Origin of the sequence: Paenibacillus thalictri (assembly GCF_004307995.1) — a bacterium.
Classification (GTDB): domain Bacteria; phylum Bacillota; class Bacilli; order Paenibacillales; family NBRC-103111; genus Paenibacillus_AF; species Paenibacillus_AF thalictri.
On record NZ_SIRE01000013.1, the window covers coordinates 90,019 to 106,025 of the forward strand.

The following is a 16,007-nucleotide window of genomic DNA, read 5'->3' on the forward strand; positions in this document are numbered from 1 at the left end:
CTCAATTCACACTTATTTAAATCAATATTATATACCAAATGTATTCATTATGCACGTTGGATTAGCGGGACGTATGGAAAGGGAATTGTTTCAAATAATCCAGGCTTTCCTCCAGCCATGCCTGTTCCAAACGAACAGTTTCCCCAATCGTTCCGGCATAGGGCGTCCAGAGTTCAAGAATGACATTGGGCTGCTTGCCCAGTTTGTTTAACAACGCAAGCAAACCGGGGATATCCAGCCTGCCTTTTCCCGCTGGAGCACCTTGCACGATAAAACCTAATTGGTGCTCGGCCCGCTTAATTTCAAAGTCTTTGACATGCAGATTCACAACGTAAGGCAGCAGTGCCTGAATGACCTGATCGGGCGATTCCAACGCGCTGAAGGAGTTCACCGTATCCAGGCAACAGCCTGCGAAAGGACTGTTGAGACGGTCGAATAATCCGGCGAGCTGATGTGTCGTATGTAGTCCGTGATTTTCGATGGCCAACACGATGCCGAATGCTTCCAATTGGGGGAGCACTTCCCGGATATGAGCTTCCGCAACCGTTGTTTCCGGTTCGGTAATGATCGTCCGGAGCAAAGTGCAGTTCAGTTTCTGCGCTATTTCCGCATACTTAAGCAAATGTTGAGGTGCTGTTCCGCGGGTGCCGATTTCAAGTGTCACATTTAGTTTTTGAGCTGTACGCAGGATATCGTCGAGCTCTTCATCGGATAGGAGGTGCAGAGGAACGTTGTCGGCGATTTGCACCAATTCTAAGCCATTGTCGTGAGCAATATGAATTAATTGTTCCATCGTCAGCGGACTCTCCGGTTTCTCGTACTTGGGGATGCCAACCGACCATGTCAGCGTATAGGAGCCAATTCCAAGTTTCATATGTGTACCTCCAGATCATTATTTTGCCATATGGATATCAACAGGGTAACGGATACGTGAAAAGGTGTCAATACAATAAAAATATATATTGTATACAATTTGTGTTTATGATACCATCGAACCGTTGCGGATGCTTTCAGTATATGGCTGAATGGTTGACCTTAAATTGATGGAAAGGATGGCGCCTGATATGAAAACATGGAAAATCGGGCTTGTCGGAACCGGCTACTGGTCGAGTAAGCATCTAATGGCATGGGCGAGAATTCCTAATGTTCAAGTTGTTGCACTCGCTAACCGCAGCCGGGCAAAAATGCTGCAGAAAGCCGAGGAATTCGGAATCCCGCCGGAACGCTGCTACGAAAGTCTGCAGGAGCTGTTGGACGGTTGTGAAGTCGACATCATCGATATTGTAACCGGACCGGAAACTCATCTGGATTTTGTCAAGCAGGCCGCTGCTGCCGGCAAACATATTTTGTGCCAAAAGCCATTTGCCCCAAGCTTGGAACAAGCACAAGAAATGGTGGAAGTATGCCGTGCGGAGGGAGTAAGGCTGATGGTGACGGAAAATTGGCGGTGGCTTAGCCGGTTTCAAACCGTCAAAGCGCTGCTGGAAGGAGGGAGACTAGGGAAAATCAGCGCGGTGCGTTATATCCATACCGATTATTACACCCCCCGGATGGCACCCGAGGTCGAGCTTCCGCAGCCTTTTTTCCGCGAAATGCCGCAGCTGCTGTTTTATGAAATGGGCGTGCATTGGTACGATACGTGGCGATTTTTATTCGGCACTCCCCGGAGGTTGTACGCGGAGACCGCTTCCGTCAGTCCGTACGTTGTCGGCGAGGATTCGGGCATTATCGTGCTGGGGCATGACGATTTTTACGGTTTCATGGACATGAGCTGGGCGACTCGCCAGAAGCTGGATTACCCGCTTGGGGATACAGTAGGGCCTGTGCACCTCGAACAGCTGGTGATTGACGGAAGCGAAGGCACCGTTAAAATGTACACCGACGGCCGGATCACCTTCATTGACCGCAATGGCGTGTCGGAGGAAACCGTCTTGGAAGATGGTCCGCTGGATCATGAGGAAAGCCATTTCCGGCTGGCCTCCCATTGCATCCATTGTCTGAACTCCGGTGAACCGTTTCAGACGAGTGGGGAAGATAATTTGATTACACTTCGCATGGCCTTTGGCACTTATGAAAGTGCGTTTAAACATGCGCCGATTAGTTTGTAGCAGATATTCGCGATAACCCGCAGGGGCATCGCACTAATGGAATAGATTCATCCAATAAATATATGTATAGGGAGATGTTCTGAAATGAATAACCAACAACAAGCAACCGTTGCTGTGATCGGCGCAGGAGGAAAAATGGGCTGCCGTATCACCGATAATCTGGTGAAGGGCAATCATCGCCTGCTGCTTTGCGAACAAGCGGAAAGCGGAATTGAACGTTTGAAACAGCGGAATTTGCAGCCGACCGCTAATGAAATCGCCGTTCCGCAGGCGGATTACATCATTCTTGCCGTACCGGATGCTCTAATAGGCAAAATTTCCGCAACTGTCGTTCCTATGATGAAGTCCGGGGCCACGCTGATTTTGCTTGACCCTGCGGCCGCCTATGCCAATCAGGTAACCTTGCGCGACGATTGCACCTTTGTTGTGACGCATCCTTGCCATCCGGCGTTGTTTGAAGAGCAGGATTCTGTGGAAGCCCGCCAGGACATGTTCGGCGGAATTGCCGCCAAGCAAGATATCGTTATCGCGCTTCAACAAGGGGAACAGATCAACTTTGAAGTAGCTGAGCAAATTTGTATTGAGATGTTTGCTCCTGTAGTCGCTTGTCACCGCATTACTGTGGAGCATATGGCGCTGCTTGAGCCGGCGGCGGCGGAAGTGGTCGCGGCGGCGGCAGCCTGCATCATGAAGGAAGCAATGGACGAAGTCATTAAGATGGGAGTTCCTGCTGCTGCGGCTCGTTCGTTTATGCTGGGACATATCCAAATTCCGCTTGCGATTGCCTTCAATAATGTCAATCCGTTTTCAGACGCTGCCAAAATCGCCATAGATTATGGTTATGAGAAAATTTTCAAACCGGATTGGAAGCAAGTGTTTACGAAAGAAGCGCTTGATGACGTACTGCGCCGTATGCTGCACTTGAATGAGCAGAATGAGCGATAAGCGGCTTAACTCATTGGGGAACGGGTGGAGATTATGTTAGAAAAACTGAAAGAAGCCGTGCTGGAAGCAAATTTGGAGCTGCCCAAGCAGGGCATGGTCAAATTTACGTGGGGAAATGTCAGTGGCATTGACCGTGACTCAGGGCTTGTCGTAATTAAACCAAGCGGAGTTTCGTATGCGAACATGAAGCGAGACGATATGGTTGTCGTCGACCTGCAGGGCCGTGTAGTGGAGGGCCATTTACGGCCCTCCTCCGACACGCCTACACATATCGTATTGTATAAGGTCTTCCGGGATATCGGCGGCATTGTACATACGCATTCGCCTTGGGCTACCAGTTGGGCGCAAGCCGGCAGAGCGATTCCGATCTTGGGAACGACCCAAGCCGACTATTTCTATGGAGATGTTCCTTGTACCCGGAAAATGACGGAATCCGAGATTCGGCTCGATTATGAGGCGGAAACGGGCAATGTCATTGCCGAAACCTTCAAGGATATCAACCCGCTGCATGTTCCCGGCGTTGTGGTGAACGGTCACGCTCCGTTCGCTTGGGGAAAGAACCCTCATGATGCGGTTCACAATGCGATGGTGCTGGAAGAGGTCGCGCAAATCGCCTATCATACGCTGCAGTTGAATGCTTCCGTCCCATCGCTTGACCAAGCCCTGCAGGATAAGCATTTCTTACGCAAACATGGTCCAGGTGCGTATTACGGACAAATAAAAGGGCAGGGAGGATCCCATGAGCAATAAATATGCGATTGGCATTGACTATGGGACTGAATCGGGGAGAGCGGTTCTGGTTGAGTTGTCTACGGGAGAAGAAATCGAAAGCCATGTAACGCCATATCCTCATGGAGTTATCGATGAGGTTCTTCCTGACAGTGCAGTCAAGCTGGGACTCAATTGGGCGCTTCAGCATCCGGATGATTACATGGAGGTGTTAAGACGTTCTGTTCCGGCTGTGATGAAACAATCGGGGATATCGGCGGAAGATGTGATCGGTATCGGCATCGATTTCACCTCCTGCACCATGCTGCCGGTGGATGAACAAGGAACCCCGCTTTGCTTCAAGGAGTCGCTGAAGCTGAATCCACACAGCTGGGTTAAGTTATGGAAACATCACGCAGCTCAAGATGAAGCCGATTTGCTGAATGAGATCGCCGCCCGTCGCGGAGAACCGTTTATGAGCAGATATGGCGGGAAGTTGTCCTCCGAATGGATGATTGCTAAGATTTGGCAAGTTCTGAACGAAGCGCCGGAAATATACCGGCAAACCGATCTCTTTTTCGAAGCGACGGACTGGGTTGTTTCGCAAATGACCGGAAATATCGTGCGCAATAGCTGTGCGAGCGGCTACAAGTCTATTTGGCATAAGAATAGCGGTTATCCTGACAGACAATTTTTTAGTGCTCTGGATCCGCGTTTGGACAATTTAACCGCTACCAAGCTTCGCGGCAATATTATGCCGCTGGGGACAAAAGCGGGAGAGCTTACCCCGGAGATGGCCGGCGTGATGGGCTTGAAACCGGGCACGGCCGTCGCTGTGGGCAATGTCGACGCGCATGCGGCCGTGCCGGCCGTCGGTGTGGTCACGCCTGGAAAATTGGTCATGGCGATGGGCACCTCGATTTGTCATATGGTGCTGGGTACGGAAGAGAAAGCAGTCGAAGGCATGTGTGGTGTTGTCGAAGACGGAATCATCCCCGGATATTACGGTTATGAAGCCGGACAATCGGCGGTCGGCGACATCTTTGCTTGGTATGTAGATGAAGCGGTCCCCAATTATGTGCATATGTTGGCCGGGCAGGAAGGCATTCATGTTCACGAATGGCTGGAGAAACGGGCATCGGCTTACAAGCCGGGGGAAAGCGGATTGCTGGCATTGGACTGGTGGAACGGCAATCGCTCCATTCTGGTTGACACGAACTTGACAGGGCTCATTCTCGGCTGCACTTTGCAAACCAAACCGGAGGAAATATACCGGGCGCTCCTTGAAGCGACCGCTTTCGGGACGCGGAAAATTATAGACGCATTCACCCAGAGCGGGGTGGAGATTCAAGAGCTGTATGCTTGCGGAGGTTTGCCTCAGCGCAATAAGCTGCTGATGCAAATTTATGCCGATGTGACGAACCGCGAAATTAAAGTAGCGGCCTCCAAGCAAACGCCGGCGGTGGGAGCCGCTATGTTTGGCGCCGTTGCGGCGGGAGCGGAACGGGGCGGATACGCGACCATTCAGGAAGCATCCGCTAAGATGGCGCGGGTGCTTGAACAATCTTACCGGCCGATTGCGGCAAACGTTTTAATATACGAACAATTGTTTCAGGAATATTCGCGCCTTCACGATTATTTCGGCCGAGGCGGCAACGACGTCATGAAGCGGTTGAAAACAATCAAAGAGAACATGCATACCGATGTTCATCATGATTCACTTTGATGAATTGGCTAATAAAGTGTTATCGATTTTAAGTCTTTGCTATTTCGCCATGCTTGTACCCGGGTGTAATCTAAACATGCAAACATCAAAAGGAGGGTCAAATCGATGAAGCCCAATCTAAAGAAGTATGTGGGGATGGGATTAAGCGCAGTGCTCCTGGCTGCAGCGCTTACAGGCTGCGGGGATGGAGACAAACCTGCAGCTAATTCCCAGAACCAAGCAGGCGATGGCGGCAGTAAAGCAGACAAGCCGTTTGCCGGTAAAACGCTCCAAGTTTTTCTGGTTAGCCACCCATGGGGAGAATCCATCAAGCAATTTGCACCGGAATTCGAACAACAAACCGGGATGAAGGTGGAGTTCCAAAGCTTTTTTGACGAGCAATTCGCGCAAAAGCTGTCAGTCCAGCTGACCACAGGTTCGGCTACACCGGACGTATTTATGTACCGTCCGCCGCAAGAAGGAAAACTTTTCTTCAAGAACGGCTGGATTCAGCCTTTGGACGATTTCGTGAAGAAGGACCCGAGCTACGATATCGCGGATTTTTCCCCGTCTTCGATCGGTTCCACTACGGTTGACGGAAAACTGGCCGGTATTCCGGTGTATACCGAATCGCAAATCTTGTATTACCGGAAAGATCTGCTCGAAAAAGCGAACATTCCTGTGCCTAAAACGCTTGATGAATTAGACGCAGCGATCAAGAAGCTGCACGATCCGGGTAACGGTTTATACGGTTTTGTTGCTCGGGGGCAGCGTGCTGCGGCTGTAACTCAGCTTTCCTCCTTCTTGTTCTCGGAAGGAGCGGATTTCACCAAAGACGGAAAAGCGACGGTGAACACGGCTGAAGCCGTTAAGGCGTTTGGCATGTATGGATCTTGGCTCAAAGATTACGGGCCTCCAGGGGTGCTGAATATGGCGTGGCCGCAAGCGATGGGCGTATTTGCGCAAGGCAAAGCCGCATTTTTCACCGATATCAGTTCCGTATACAAAAATGCAATCGATCCCGAAAAATCAACAATCAAGGATAAAGTCGGGTTCGCCCAATTCCCGGCAGGTAAAGCAGGGGCCAAGCCGTTTAATGTGACGCCGATGGGGATCGCCATGAACTCCAAAGCTGCCAATAAAGATGCGGCCTGGGAATTCATTAAGTGGTCCACAAGCAAGGAAATGGTGCTTAAGCTTCAGAAAGCCGGCAATACGGGAGCAAGAAATTCAGTTTGGGAAAAACCGGATGCAATCGCGGATCTTCCGAAAGAGCTGTACGAGATTTCCAAGGAAGCCAATAAGATAGGTGTAGACCATGACCGTCCGGTAGTCATTAACGTAGGTGAAGCACGCGATATCGTGGGAACCGTCATCGTCAAAGCGATTCTCGGCGAAAATGTGAAGGAAGCCGCCGACAAAGCCAATCAAGAGCTGCAGACATTGATGGATAAGGAAAAATAGCATTTGCCAAGCGATCAAAGAGTCTGGATGCTGGACTCTTTGATTTTTATATGACGGAAGGGTGGAATTACATTGGGTTACGGATGGCTGGATCGCAATTTAAAATGGGTATTTACACTGCCTGCCGTCTTGTTTGTTGTTTTTATGATGGCATTTCCGATTCTCTACACATTCAGAATCAGCTTTTATGAATGGAGCATGTCTGCGACAAGCGCACCCAAGTGGGTTGGGCTGGACAACTATATCCAGCTTGTGAGCGATAAACGGTTCTGGAGCGCCACTTTGACTACGATCAATTTTACATTGATCGCAGTCGCCCTGGAGACGGTGCTCGGAGTGGCGGTCGCTCTGCTCCTGTTCAGGGAATTCAAAGGAAAATCGCTGGCCAAAACGTTGATGCTGCTCCCGATGGTAGCGACTCCGGTGGCGATGGGACTGGTCTGGCAGCTGATTTACGAGCCGACCATCGGGGCGGCCAACAGCTTTCTTAAACTGCTCGGCATACCTCCCCAAGAATGGCTTGCCTCTCCCTCCCAGGTGATACCTTCATTAGTCATTATCGACGTTTGGGAATGGACGCCGATGATCTCTTTAATTGTCATGGCGGGGCTGGCGACTTTGCCCGCGGAGCCTTATGAGGCAGCGGACGTTGACGGCGTACGAGGCTGGCAAAAGATCGCCTACATCACGCTGCCGCTGCTTCGCCCGACCATTATGGCGGCGGCGCTGCTGCGCTTAATTGACGCTCTGAAAACGTTCGATATCATTTATGCAACAACACAGGGCGGACCGAACTTTAAGTCAGAAACGTTAAATATTTACGGATATGTGCTTGGGTTTCAGTATTTCAAGCTGGGCCTCGCTTCGGCGCTGATTGTATTATTTTTCTTGCTTGTCTTGTGTTTAACCTTGCTTATGTTGTGGATGCGCAAGCGGACGGAGGTATACCGATGAGAAATAAAAAACGGATGCTGAATCTGAGCTTGTCGATGCTGACTGTATTCGTGTTATTCCTATTTACATTCCCTTTTTTATGGATGCTGCTCGCTTCCTTTAAGACACAAGCGCAAATCATGTCGACGAAAGATCTGCTTATTTTCCGGCCGACTATACTAAATTATGTCAAGGTGTTTGGACAATACGCTTTTCTGAAGTTTATCCTTCACAGCTTTGTTGTCGCAGCCGGCTCCACAGTCGGGGCGCTCATACTTGGACTGCCGGCGGCTTATGCGATCGCACGTTATCGTTTGCAGGGACTAGGTGTCATTGTGCTGGTAGCGCGGATCATACCCGGCATTACGTTTCTCATTCCGTGGTTTATTTTGTTCTCCCAGCTGCATTTGGTGGACACCTACACGGCGCTGATCTTAAGTCATATGCTGGTCGGCTTGCCCTTTATCATTTGGGTCATGATTTCATTTTTTGAAAATTTGCCTATGGAAATTGAAGAAGCTGGCTTAATTGACGGGTGCAGCAAACTGATGGTATTTGTACGGATCATTATGCCGATTTCCGGAGCCGGGGTCGTCACCTCTTCCTTGTTGTCATTTATTTTCTCCTGGAACAACTTTATGTTTTCGCTTATTTTGGCCGGGGATAAAACAAAGACGCTGCCGCTCGCGGTTTTTAACTTCTTATCTTATTCAGAGGTGAACTGGGGGGCGCTGATGGCTGCTTCGTGCATCATTACGCTGCCTGTCTTGATCATTTCCATGATTGCTCAGCGCTACATTATAAGCGGCCTCGCCGCCGGTGCTGTCAAAGGTTAGCAAGTAAATGAATATTTTTAACAAAATTGCCGTGCTCATTGTCTTGCTGCTCGTACCCATCTTATTGTTATACAGCTATTCTTACCGCACCAGTCTTCGCGTGATCGAACATGAGATTGAAGATTCCAACTTAAATAAACTGGCCTTTTTGACAAGTCAGGTAGAACTTACGCTGGATCAGCTGTCCATGCTGTCCGTTATTATTAGCAGAGACCCTGCGCTGAAAGATTATCTGGATAAGAAGGCGGCAAGCAACTCATTTGATCAGCTCAGGTTGGATATGAGTATCGTCGACAAACTTACGTTACAAAGCGCCACCAGCATCTGGATCAACGAATTCAGCATCTATTTCCCCGGAATCCGCAAGACGATATCAACGGACTATTTTATGAATTCGGAATCGTTCCTGCGCAAACAGTTCTCACAAGGCTGGACTTATGAAAACATGTCGGTTGGCGGCCCCAATCGCAGCCTTTTTGTCAGGCATACGCTGGAGCCGACGGTGTCATACAGCGAGATTGACAAAGCCGATTTTATCGTTGAGGTTGGTTTTTCATATGAAAATTTGATCAATGTGCTGAACGAATTTAAAAAAGGGGATAAAGGCGATCCTTTCTTGTATCGTAAAGGAATCGAGCCGATCATGAACCGGTCGGGCAATCCGGAGAAAATCAAGAAATTGGCTGCGGTGTTGGACGAGCAGCCTTTGGAAACGGCGGGCAACCAGGTGATTGCTATCGACGGTGAAAGCTATCTGGTCAATTATGTGCAATCGAAAAGCCTCGGGTGGCATTTTGTAGATTACGTATCCTTAAAACAAGTTTGGATGCCCGTGACCTTTAGCAGAAACCTGTTTTATTGTTCGCTCGGATTACTGCTGTGTCTCAGCTTCCTGGCTGCTTTTCTCTTGTACCGCAACGTGCAGATTCCCATTCGCAGGCTTATTATTAATGTGCAGCGACTGAAAGACGGCAATTATTCCTACCGTCTGAAGCTGGGCATCAATAATGAATTCGACTTTTTGTTCAAGCGGTTTAACGAAATGGCTGAACAAATCCAGCAATTAATTGAGAAGGTGTATGCCGAGAAATTGAGATCGCGGGAGGCTACCCTCAAGCAGCTGCAATCGCAAATTAATCCTCATTTTTTGTACAACTCGCTTTTTTTCATTAAAAATATGGCCCGTGCCAAAGACGAAGACGCGGTTGTCGCGATGGCCTTGAATTTAGGCCAATATTACCGCTACTCTACTCGCTTGGAACACGCAAATGCCTCTGTTCAGGAAGAGATTCAACTTGTTCACAATTATTTGAATATCCAGCGGTTGAGAATGAAACGCTTGAAATTTAACATCGATATTCCCAAAGAGATGATGGAATTGCAAATTCCCCGCTTATTGGTTCAACCCATTGTTGAGAATGCAATCGTACATGGAATTGAAGAAAAGATCGGCCCGGCATACATTCACATCTATGGAGAAATGACTTCAATGACCTCGCGGATTATTGTAGAGGATAACGGCGCGGGCATGGACTCAGGCAAACTCCAGGAGCTGCAGCGAAAGTTAAACCAGTCTCATGACGGTGAAATCGGCTGCGGAGTATGGAATGTGCATCAACGGCTGGTTTATCAATTTGGCAGCCAGGCGGGACTGACGCTGGCGCAATCCCGGCATGGCGGGATTCGGGCGGAGCTGAGCTGGCCGGTGGGCAGGCTTTCGATGGAACCGGGAAGCGGGGGTGATGGCTAATGCAATTATTGCTGGTCGATGATGAAACAAGTGTAGTGGATACGCTTGCCGATACCATCCCTTGGCATCAGTTGGGTGTGACGGTCGTCCATAAGGCTTATTCCGGTTTTGAAGCCATCGAAATTTTAGAGAATGCCGCCGTCAACATCGTGATCACCGACATTCGGATGCCCGGCATGAGCGGTCTGGAGCTCATTCAGACGATACGGAGCAAATGGAAAAAGACAAAGTGCATGTTGTTGTCCGGTTATGCGGAATTTTCTTATGCGCAGAAAGCGATTGAATTAAATACGCTGGAATATTTGATCAAGCCGATCAGCGATGAGGAATTGATAGAGAAGCTGCGGAAGGTTATAACGGAAGTTAGAAGGGAATGGGAAGAAGTTGCTTCGTATCAGAAAGCGATGCAGGCATTTCGCGAAAACTTGCCGCTCTTGAGAGAAAAGATGCTTCTAAACGTACTTAGCGGCAAAAGCCGGGATTGGGGACGGAATTTCGAACACGCCGGTCTGCTGAATATAAACTTCAAGCCGGAGCTGCGATTTGCCGTTCTGCTTATTCGCTTGGAGCAGCGTTTCAACCGGTTTGACGACTTTGACTGTTCGCTTATGGAATATTCCGTGCGGAATATTGCTGAAGAATTGTTGTCGGAACATTTTTCTTTATGGTTTTGCAAAGATCATTATGATTATTTAGTGTTTTTGGTTGGATATAACGAACAAGCAATCGACGGCAGCGCCTTCGCGGCGGAACAAAAACGATTGGAGAAGCTGAGCGTACAACTGCAGGAAAATGTACAGTTTTATTTAAAAGGCGACATATCGGTCGTGATTAGCCGAACAGGCTGCTTTCCCGAGGATGCTTACCTATTGTATCAGGATGCGCTTTTGGCCATACGAAACCGGATAGGGAACGACAGCGGCATGTTTCTGTCATTAACCGGAGAACCCGATTCCATTGTGGCGCTAAAAAAACTTTATGAACCGCCTCTTCTAATCCATTTGCTGGAGGCCGGCCGGTGGGAGGCTTCATTCGAGAAACTTGCAGCGATATTTGAGGAGCTGGATCATTCTTGGCAGGAGTCGCAAGAGCATCTTCAAGAAGTTTTTTTTGCATTATCCGCTACATTTGTTTATATAGCTCACCGGAACGGCAAGAGACTGATGGATTTGATCGGACTTCATTATGGCAAGCTGGAGGAAAAACGACCGTTTCGCACACATGCCCAGCTGCGGGAATGGGCTCTGAATGTGATAGATGAAATCAAGAAACAAGCGGATGACGAGAAACGGGATATGCACGACCTGGTGGTGGACGAGGTGAAGGCATTTATTTTACAGCATTTGTCTGAAGATGTTTCCTTGCAAACGATAGCAGACCATGTCCATCTTCACCCTGTATATGTATCCAAAATATTCAAGCTTATCACCGGCGAAAATGTAAGCGAATATTTATATCAGCTGCGGATGGAGAAAGCGGCCCATTTGTTAAAGCATACAAACGATAAAATTTATGAAATTACCTTTCAGTTGGGGTATAATAACCCTCCGTATTTCATTAAAGTGTTTAAAAAGCATTACGGGCTAACGCCGCAGGAGTACCGGGACGGCTCCGGTTAGTTGGGGAGAAATCGGGAGTCCTTTGTTGTATGGATTGTATACAAAATAAATTTATATTGTATATAATAAGGCGCTATGTTAATCTGAATAAAGCTTGTTTGCACGACTAACCAAGGGGGATATGGATCATGTTTGAGCATCTCTGTTTTTTTAAATGCAAGCCGGAAACGGGCCATGAGCAGATAGAACACATAAAGAGCCAGTTTCTCAGGCTTAAAGGGATTATTCCAGGCTTGATTGAAGTTTCGTTTGGGATTAATATTACGAAGGAGACGCAGTTTGCCAACGGCTATCATATGGGACTGAGGATGTTATTCGAATCGCAACAGGCCGTCGAAGCCTATCTGATTCATCCCGAGCATGTTAAAGTTTCAGATTATGTGTTCTCCTGCATTCAGGAAGTGTCGGTTTGCGATTTCACTGTATAATGATATATTTACCTATATTCGTTTCTTAAAGCCACCTTCTTGGTGGCTTTATCCTTGTAAAGGCTTGAGGGGAAGATGCCATGAATCCTTTTAAAAAATACCGAATCGACTATTTGCTGTTCGGCTCGTTTGCGGGAACGATAGCCATTTTGCTCATTTTAGTGACTTGGATCAGCTACAGTTCCTCCACCAAAGAATTAATTAACACAACGTCTTTTTATCAGCAGCAGCTGTTGAATGAATTCAGCAAAAAAATTTCGGCCCAGCTGTTGATCATTGAACAGAAGGCGCTGATCGCCTCACGGGACGACAAAGTATTGGACTACATTTCCGACCAGTCCGGTTCTGCGGAGCAATTGTCCCAGAAATATGTCAATGTGCAGTACAATATGGCTCAAATCAAATATAGTACGCCCATTATCCAATCGGTGCACTTGTATGTGGACAATCCCGTCGAGCAGGACCCTAAGGCAACTGTATATTTTATTCCCAAAGAAGATCTGTTTAAGGAATCCTGGTATACGCAAATCGAAAACGCGAATACGGATTCCATGTGGATTGGCGAGCATCAAATACGCGGCATGGGGGGAGAAATCCCGGTTATCAGCTATATGTTGAAGATAACCGATCAGCCTAAGAACACGGAAGCATTCCTGCTGATTAATGTGCGGACTGCCCTGATCAAAGATTATATGGGCGCTAACCGCTTCCTTGTTAACGCCGACGGTTATCCGCTTACTGTAACCGGGGATACGGCGTTGTTATCCAAGGCGGTACCTTATATTCAACAAATGAAAGGGGAGGCCGGTTTTTTTCAGAAGCTGGAGCAGGACGGGCTGATTGTCTGGTCCAAATTTTTTTATACCGATATTTATTTGATCGAAGTGACCCCTTGGCAGCTCATTACTAAAGGAAGCGTAGATATGGCTTTAACTTTGTTGATTGTCGGCGCGGCCGCCCTGATTTTTGCTCTTTTCGTGACGCTTGCGTTGTCCAGAAATTTTACAAAACCGATTTATTTGCTGCTGAAAATAATGAATTCGTTTTCCCTGAATTTTAATACCAAGGCGTTGCCTTATGATTACGAGAATGAGTTTGGCTTGTTGTTTCGAGGTTACCGTCTGCAGGTGGAACGTATCGAATCTTTATATAAATCGTTGGAAATTCAGTACGAACAGCGCCGGGAAGCCGAAATTCAGACGCTTCAAGCGCTCATAAACCCCCACTTTTTATACAACACATTGGATCAGGTCAACTGGATTGCTATTGAAGAAGGTCAGCTTAAAATGAGCAAAATTTTGTCTTTAATGGGCAAAATGTTTCGGATCGTCTTGTCCAAGGGGGAAGGGATGATCACCATCCGGGATGAGCTGACGCATATTCAATGTTATCTGGATATCCAGCGGATTCGTTGGGAAAACCGCCTGACGTATGAGATCGCTATCGATCCGGAGCTGTATCCGTTGTACATTCCTAAGCTGACATTACAGCCATTTGTGGAAAATGCCGTCATTCATGGATTTCATGAACGGCCGTCCGGCCATTTGACCATTTCCTTGCTGCGCGAGCAGGACGATGTGCTGATACACATTAAAGATGACGGCATCGGCCTTCACGCAGGGTGGAATGAAGCAGACCGCAACAGCATGGGGGGATATGGGATCCGGAACGTGAAGGAGCGGCTGGATGCGTATTTCGGACAACCCTATGGCATTCAAATGAATAACAGATCTGCCGGAGGTACGCACGTGCTTGTGCAGTTGCCTGCCCTTTACGAGAAAACGTTAATAAAGCGAGGGGAACACTTTGTGGAAGATAGCCATTATTGATGACGATTTTAATGCGTTAAAAGGAATGAGGAACGTAATTCCGTGGGATGAACTGGATGCCCAATGTGTGGGAGAAAGGATGGACGGCCGTAAAGGGCTGGAGCTGATTCGCTCAACCAAGCCGGATATCGTGCTGACCGATATTTACATGCCGGTCATGAACGGACTGGATATGATCGAGCAGCTTCGGCAGGATCATTATCCGGGGCAAATCATTATATTAAGCGGTTATTCCGATTTTGATTATGCGAGAAGAGCGCTGAGATTAAATGTGAATGATTATTTAAGCAAGCCGGTCACGATAGACGATATTCGCCTTGTGTTGGAAAAGGCGATTCAACAACTGGAGGAAGAGGAACTGCAGAAGCTGGAGCATGGAGAGCTGCAGAGCAAGCTGATGCAATATGAACCTTTTGCAGCCAAGGAATGGGTGAAATCGCTTGTGCTCGGATCGCTGCAGAAAGAGGAGATTGGCGAGCAGTCGATCCCTGAATCGAAGCGTTTCTGGCGTGACAAAAGCCACTTGGTGTTAGGCATCGAATTGATGCCGACCGAACGGCTTCTGAAGGCGACCAATACCGACCGCAATCTGTTTCGCTTTGCGATCACCAACATCATCGAGGAGCTCTTGCAGCAAGATTGGCCTTTGTCCGATTGCGTACAAATGCACAGCACATATTTGATCGTGGTGCTCCACACCGATCCCGGCAGCGATGTCCATACCGTGATGGAGAAAACGCGAAAATTAAGCGGGCATATTCAACAATGTATCGGACATTTCTTACGGCTGGATGTTTGTATTGGAATAGGGAGCTTGAAGACGGCTATTGAGCATATTTTCGAATCTACGGAAGAAGCGTATCAGGAAGTATGCTTGCAGCGGTCGGGTAACGACGCGGGCCGAGGGAACAGTTTTGATCCCGAATGGGGCAAACTGACCGTCCGATCGGCGAATTTTTTCTGGCGGTTGGCTGATGCTTTGCGCATGCAGCAAGAGGAGAAGGCATTTGCATGCATACGAGAACATATGGCCCAATTAAAACAGCTGGCAGAGCCGTTGAGCCCTGCGCAGCTGCGGATATTAGCCAGGGAAGTGTGGGCGATCATTACCTATGCGCTTTATGATTCGGAGGTAACGGTGGAACCATTTGAACAAAGGCCGGATCACATGGATGCATTTAACACCATTACTGAAACCGGGCAATTGGAACAATGGCTGTTGCAAGAGCTTACGGTCATTTTTGCTCAAACTCATCGCCGGCTCAAGGATAACTTCAAGCATAAACAGGCTGTGGAGTTTATGATTCATTACATTCATGAAAACTACGCCGATGATATTACGCTGGACGAGCTGTCGGCCAAAGTGTTTATTTCAAGATATTACTTGAACCAGCTGTTTAAAAAAGCGACCGGACTAACTTTTACCAATTACTTAATTAAAGTGAGGATGGAAAAGGCCAAAAAGCTGTTGGCTGAGGGCAACCATCTGATCTATGAAGTTGCCGAAATGGTCGGCTATAAAAATGTTCCGTATTTCAGCTCATTATTTAAAAAATTGAACGGGCTTAACCCCAGCGATATATTAAAATGTTAGTTTGTTTTGCTCGATTTTGAAAGAAGACAACACATTACCCTCATTCAGCGTTCGACGGTTCGTTGTTATAATCAATTCAGTGATCGAG

The 16,007-nt window shown here is 48.0% G+C and carries 13 protein-coding genes; 12 read left to right on the forward strand and 1 reads right to left on the reverse strand.

Annotation, left to right across the window (positions count from 1 at the left end; all coding sequences use genetic code 11):
* Positions 1–61 precede the first annotated feature (61 nt).
* Positions 62–874 (reverse strand): sugar phosphate isomerase/epimerase family protein, encoded by an 813-nt coding sequence (locus EYB31_RS19055; protein ID WP_131015000.1) that lies wholly within the window; start codon positions 872–874, stop codon positions 62–64.
* 190 nt (positions 875–1,064) lie between these two features.
* Between EYB31_RS19055 and EYB31_RS19060 the strand changes: the two genes are divergently transcribed.
* The 12 genes from EYB31_RS19060 to EYB31_RS19115 all read left to right on the forward strand — a co-directional run bounded on the left by EYB31_RS19060 (position 1,065) and on the right by EYB31_RS19115 (position 15,919).
* The gene (locus EYB31_RS19060; protein WP_131015001.1) at positions 1,065–2,108 is read left to right on the forward strand and encodes a Gfo/Idh/MocA family protein; all 1,044 of its coding nucleotides are present in this window, start codon (positions 1,065–1,067) and stop codon (positions 2,106–2,108) included.
* Between the two features lie 84 nt (positions 2,109–2,192).
* On the forward strand, positions 2,193–3,053 hold the full coding sequence (locus tag EYB31_RS19065; RefSeq protein WP_131015002.1) for a phosphogluconate dehydrogenase C-terminal domain-containing protein: 861 nt from the start codon (positions 2,193–2,195) through the stop codon (positions 3,051–3,053).
* Between the two features lie 33 nt (positions 3,054–3,086).
* Entirely contained in the window at positions 3,087–3,803 is a 717-nt protein-coding gene (locus tag EYB31_RS19070; protein WP_131015003.1) for an L-ribulose-5-phosphate 4-epimerase, read from the forward strand.
* Positions 3,793–5,487 carry a ribulokinase gene (locus EYB31_RS19075; protein ID WP_131015004.1) on the forward strand — a complete coding sequence of 565 codons (1,695 nt, stop codon included), beginning with the start codon at positions 3,793–3,795 and terminating at the stop codon, positions 5,485–5,487. Before EYB31_RS19070 ends, EYB31_RS19075 begins: the two co-directional genes overlap by 11 nt.
* 105 nt (positions 5,488–5,592) lie before the next feature.
* Positions 5,593–6,930 (forward strand): ABC transporter substrate-binding protein, encoded by a 1,338-nt coding sequence (locus tag EYB31_RS19080; protein WP_131015005.1) that lies wholly within the window; start codon positions 5,593–5,595, stop codon positions 6,928–6,930.
* 72 nt (positions 6,931–7,002) lie between these two features.
* The gene (locus EYB31_RS19085; RefSeq protein ID WP_240762584.1) at positions 7,003–7,884 is read left to right on the forward strand and encodes a carbohydrate ABC transporter permease; all 882 of its coding nucleotides are present in this window, start codon (positions 7,003–7,005) and stop codon (positions 7,882–7,884) included.
* Positions 7,881–8,699, forward strand: a complete 819-nt coding sequence (locus EYB31_RS19090) for a carbohydrate ABC transporter permease (protein ID WP_131015006.1) — start codon at positions 7,881–7,883, stop codon at positions 8,697–8,699. Before EYB31_RS19085 ends, EYB31_RS19090 begins: the two co-directional genes overlap by 4 nt.
* Positions 8,700–8,706: 7 nt before the next feature.
* The gene (locus EYB31_RS19095) at positions 8,707–10,449 is read left to right on the forward strand and encodes a sensor histidine kinase (protein WP_131015007.1); all 1,743 of its coding nucleotides are present in this window, start codon (positions 8,707–8,709) and stop codon (positions 10,447–10,449) included.
* Entirely contained in the window at positions 10,449–12,068 is a 1,620-nt protein-coding gene (locus tag EYB31_RS19100; protein WP_131015008.1) for a response regulator, read from the forward strand. Before EYB31_RS19095 ends, EYB31_RS19100 begins: the two co-directional genes overlap by 1 nt.
* A gap of 128 nt (positions 12,069–12,196) precedes the next feature.
* A complete protein-coding gene (locus EYB31_RS19105) occupies positions 12,197–12,496 on the forward strand; it encodes a Dabb family protein (RefSeq protein ID WP_131015009.1) in 300 nt (99 codons plus the stop codon).
* A gap of 80 nt (positions 12,497–12,576) precedes the next feature.
* Complete coding sequence (locus EYB31_RS19110; RefSeq protein WP_131015010.1) at positions 12,577–14,325, forward strand: sensor histidine kinase; 1,749 nt, start codon at positions 12,577–12,579, stop codon at positions 14,323–14,325.
* Positions 14,303–15,919, forward strand: a complete 1,617-nt coding sequence (locus EYB31_RS19115) for a response regulator (RefSeq protein ID WP_165452489.1) — start codon at positions 14,303–14,305, stop codon at positions 15,917–15,919. The genes EYB31_RS19110 and EYB31_RS19115 overlap by 23 nt, the downstream gene beginning before the upstream one ends.
* The last annotated feature ends 88 nt before the right edge of the window (positions 15,920–16,007 follow it).

What these genes read in the sequence shown, in the direction of transcription:
- EYB31_RS19055 (WP_131015000.1), bottom strand. Translation starts at nt 874, where the DNA reads ATGAAACTTGGAATTGGCTCCTATACGCTGACATGGTCGGTTGGCATC.
- EYB31_RS19060 (WP_131015001.1), top strand. Translation starts at nt 1,065, where the DNA reads ATGAAAACATGGAAAATCGGGCTTGTCGGAACCGGCTACTGGTCGAGT.
- EYB31_RS19065 (WP_131015002.1), top strand. Translation starts at nt 2,193, where the DNA reads ATGAATAACCAACAACAAGCAACCGTTGCTGTGATCGGCGCAGGAGGA.
- EYB31_RS19070 (WP_131015003.1), top strand. Translation starts at nt 3,087, where the DNA reads ATGTTAGAAAAACTGAAAGAAGCCGTGCTGGAAGCAAATTTGGAGCTG.
- EYB31_RS19075 (WP_131015004.1), top strand. Translation starts at nt 3,793, where the DNA reads ATGAGCAATAAATATGCGATTGGCATTGACTATGGGACTGAATCGGGG.
- EYB31_RS19080 (WP_131015005.1), top strand. Translation starts at nt 5,593, where the DNA reads ATGAAGCCCAATCTAAAGAAGTATGTGGGGATGGGATTAAGCGCAGTG.
- EYB31_RS19090 (WP_131015006.1), top strand. Translation starts at nt 7,881, where the DNA reads ATGAGAAATAAAAAACGGATGCTGAATCTGAGCTTGTCGATGCTGACT.
- EYB31_RS19095 (WP_131015007.1), top strand. Translation starts at nt 8,707, where the DNA reads ATGAATATTTTTAACAAAATTGCCGTGCTCATTGTCTTGCTGCTCGTA.
- EYB31_RS19100 (WP_131015008.1), top strand. Translation starts at nt 10,449, where the DNA reads ATGCAATTATTGCTGGTCGATGATGAAACAAGTGTAGTGGATACGCTT.
- EYB31_RS19105 (WP_131015009.1), top strand. Translation starts at nt 12,197, where the DNA reads ATGTTTGAGCATCTCTGTTTTTTTAAATGCAAGCCGGAAACGGGCCAT.
- EYB31_RS19110 (WP_131015010.1), top strand. Translation starts at nt 12,577, where the DNA reads ATGAATCCTTTTAAAAAATACCGAATCGACTATTTGCTGTTCGGCTCG.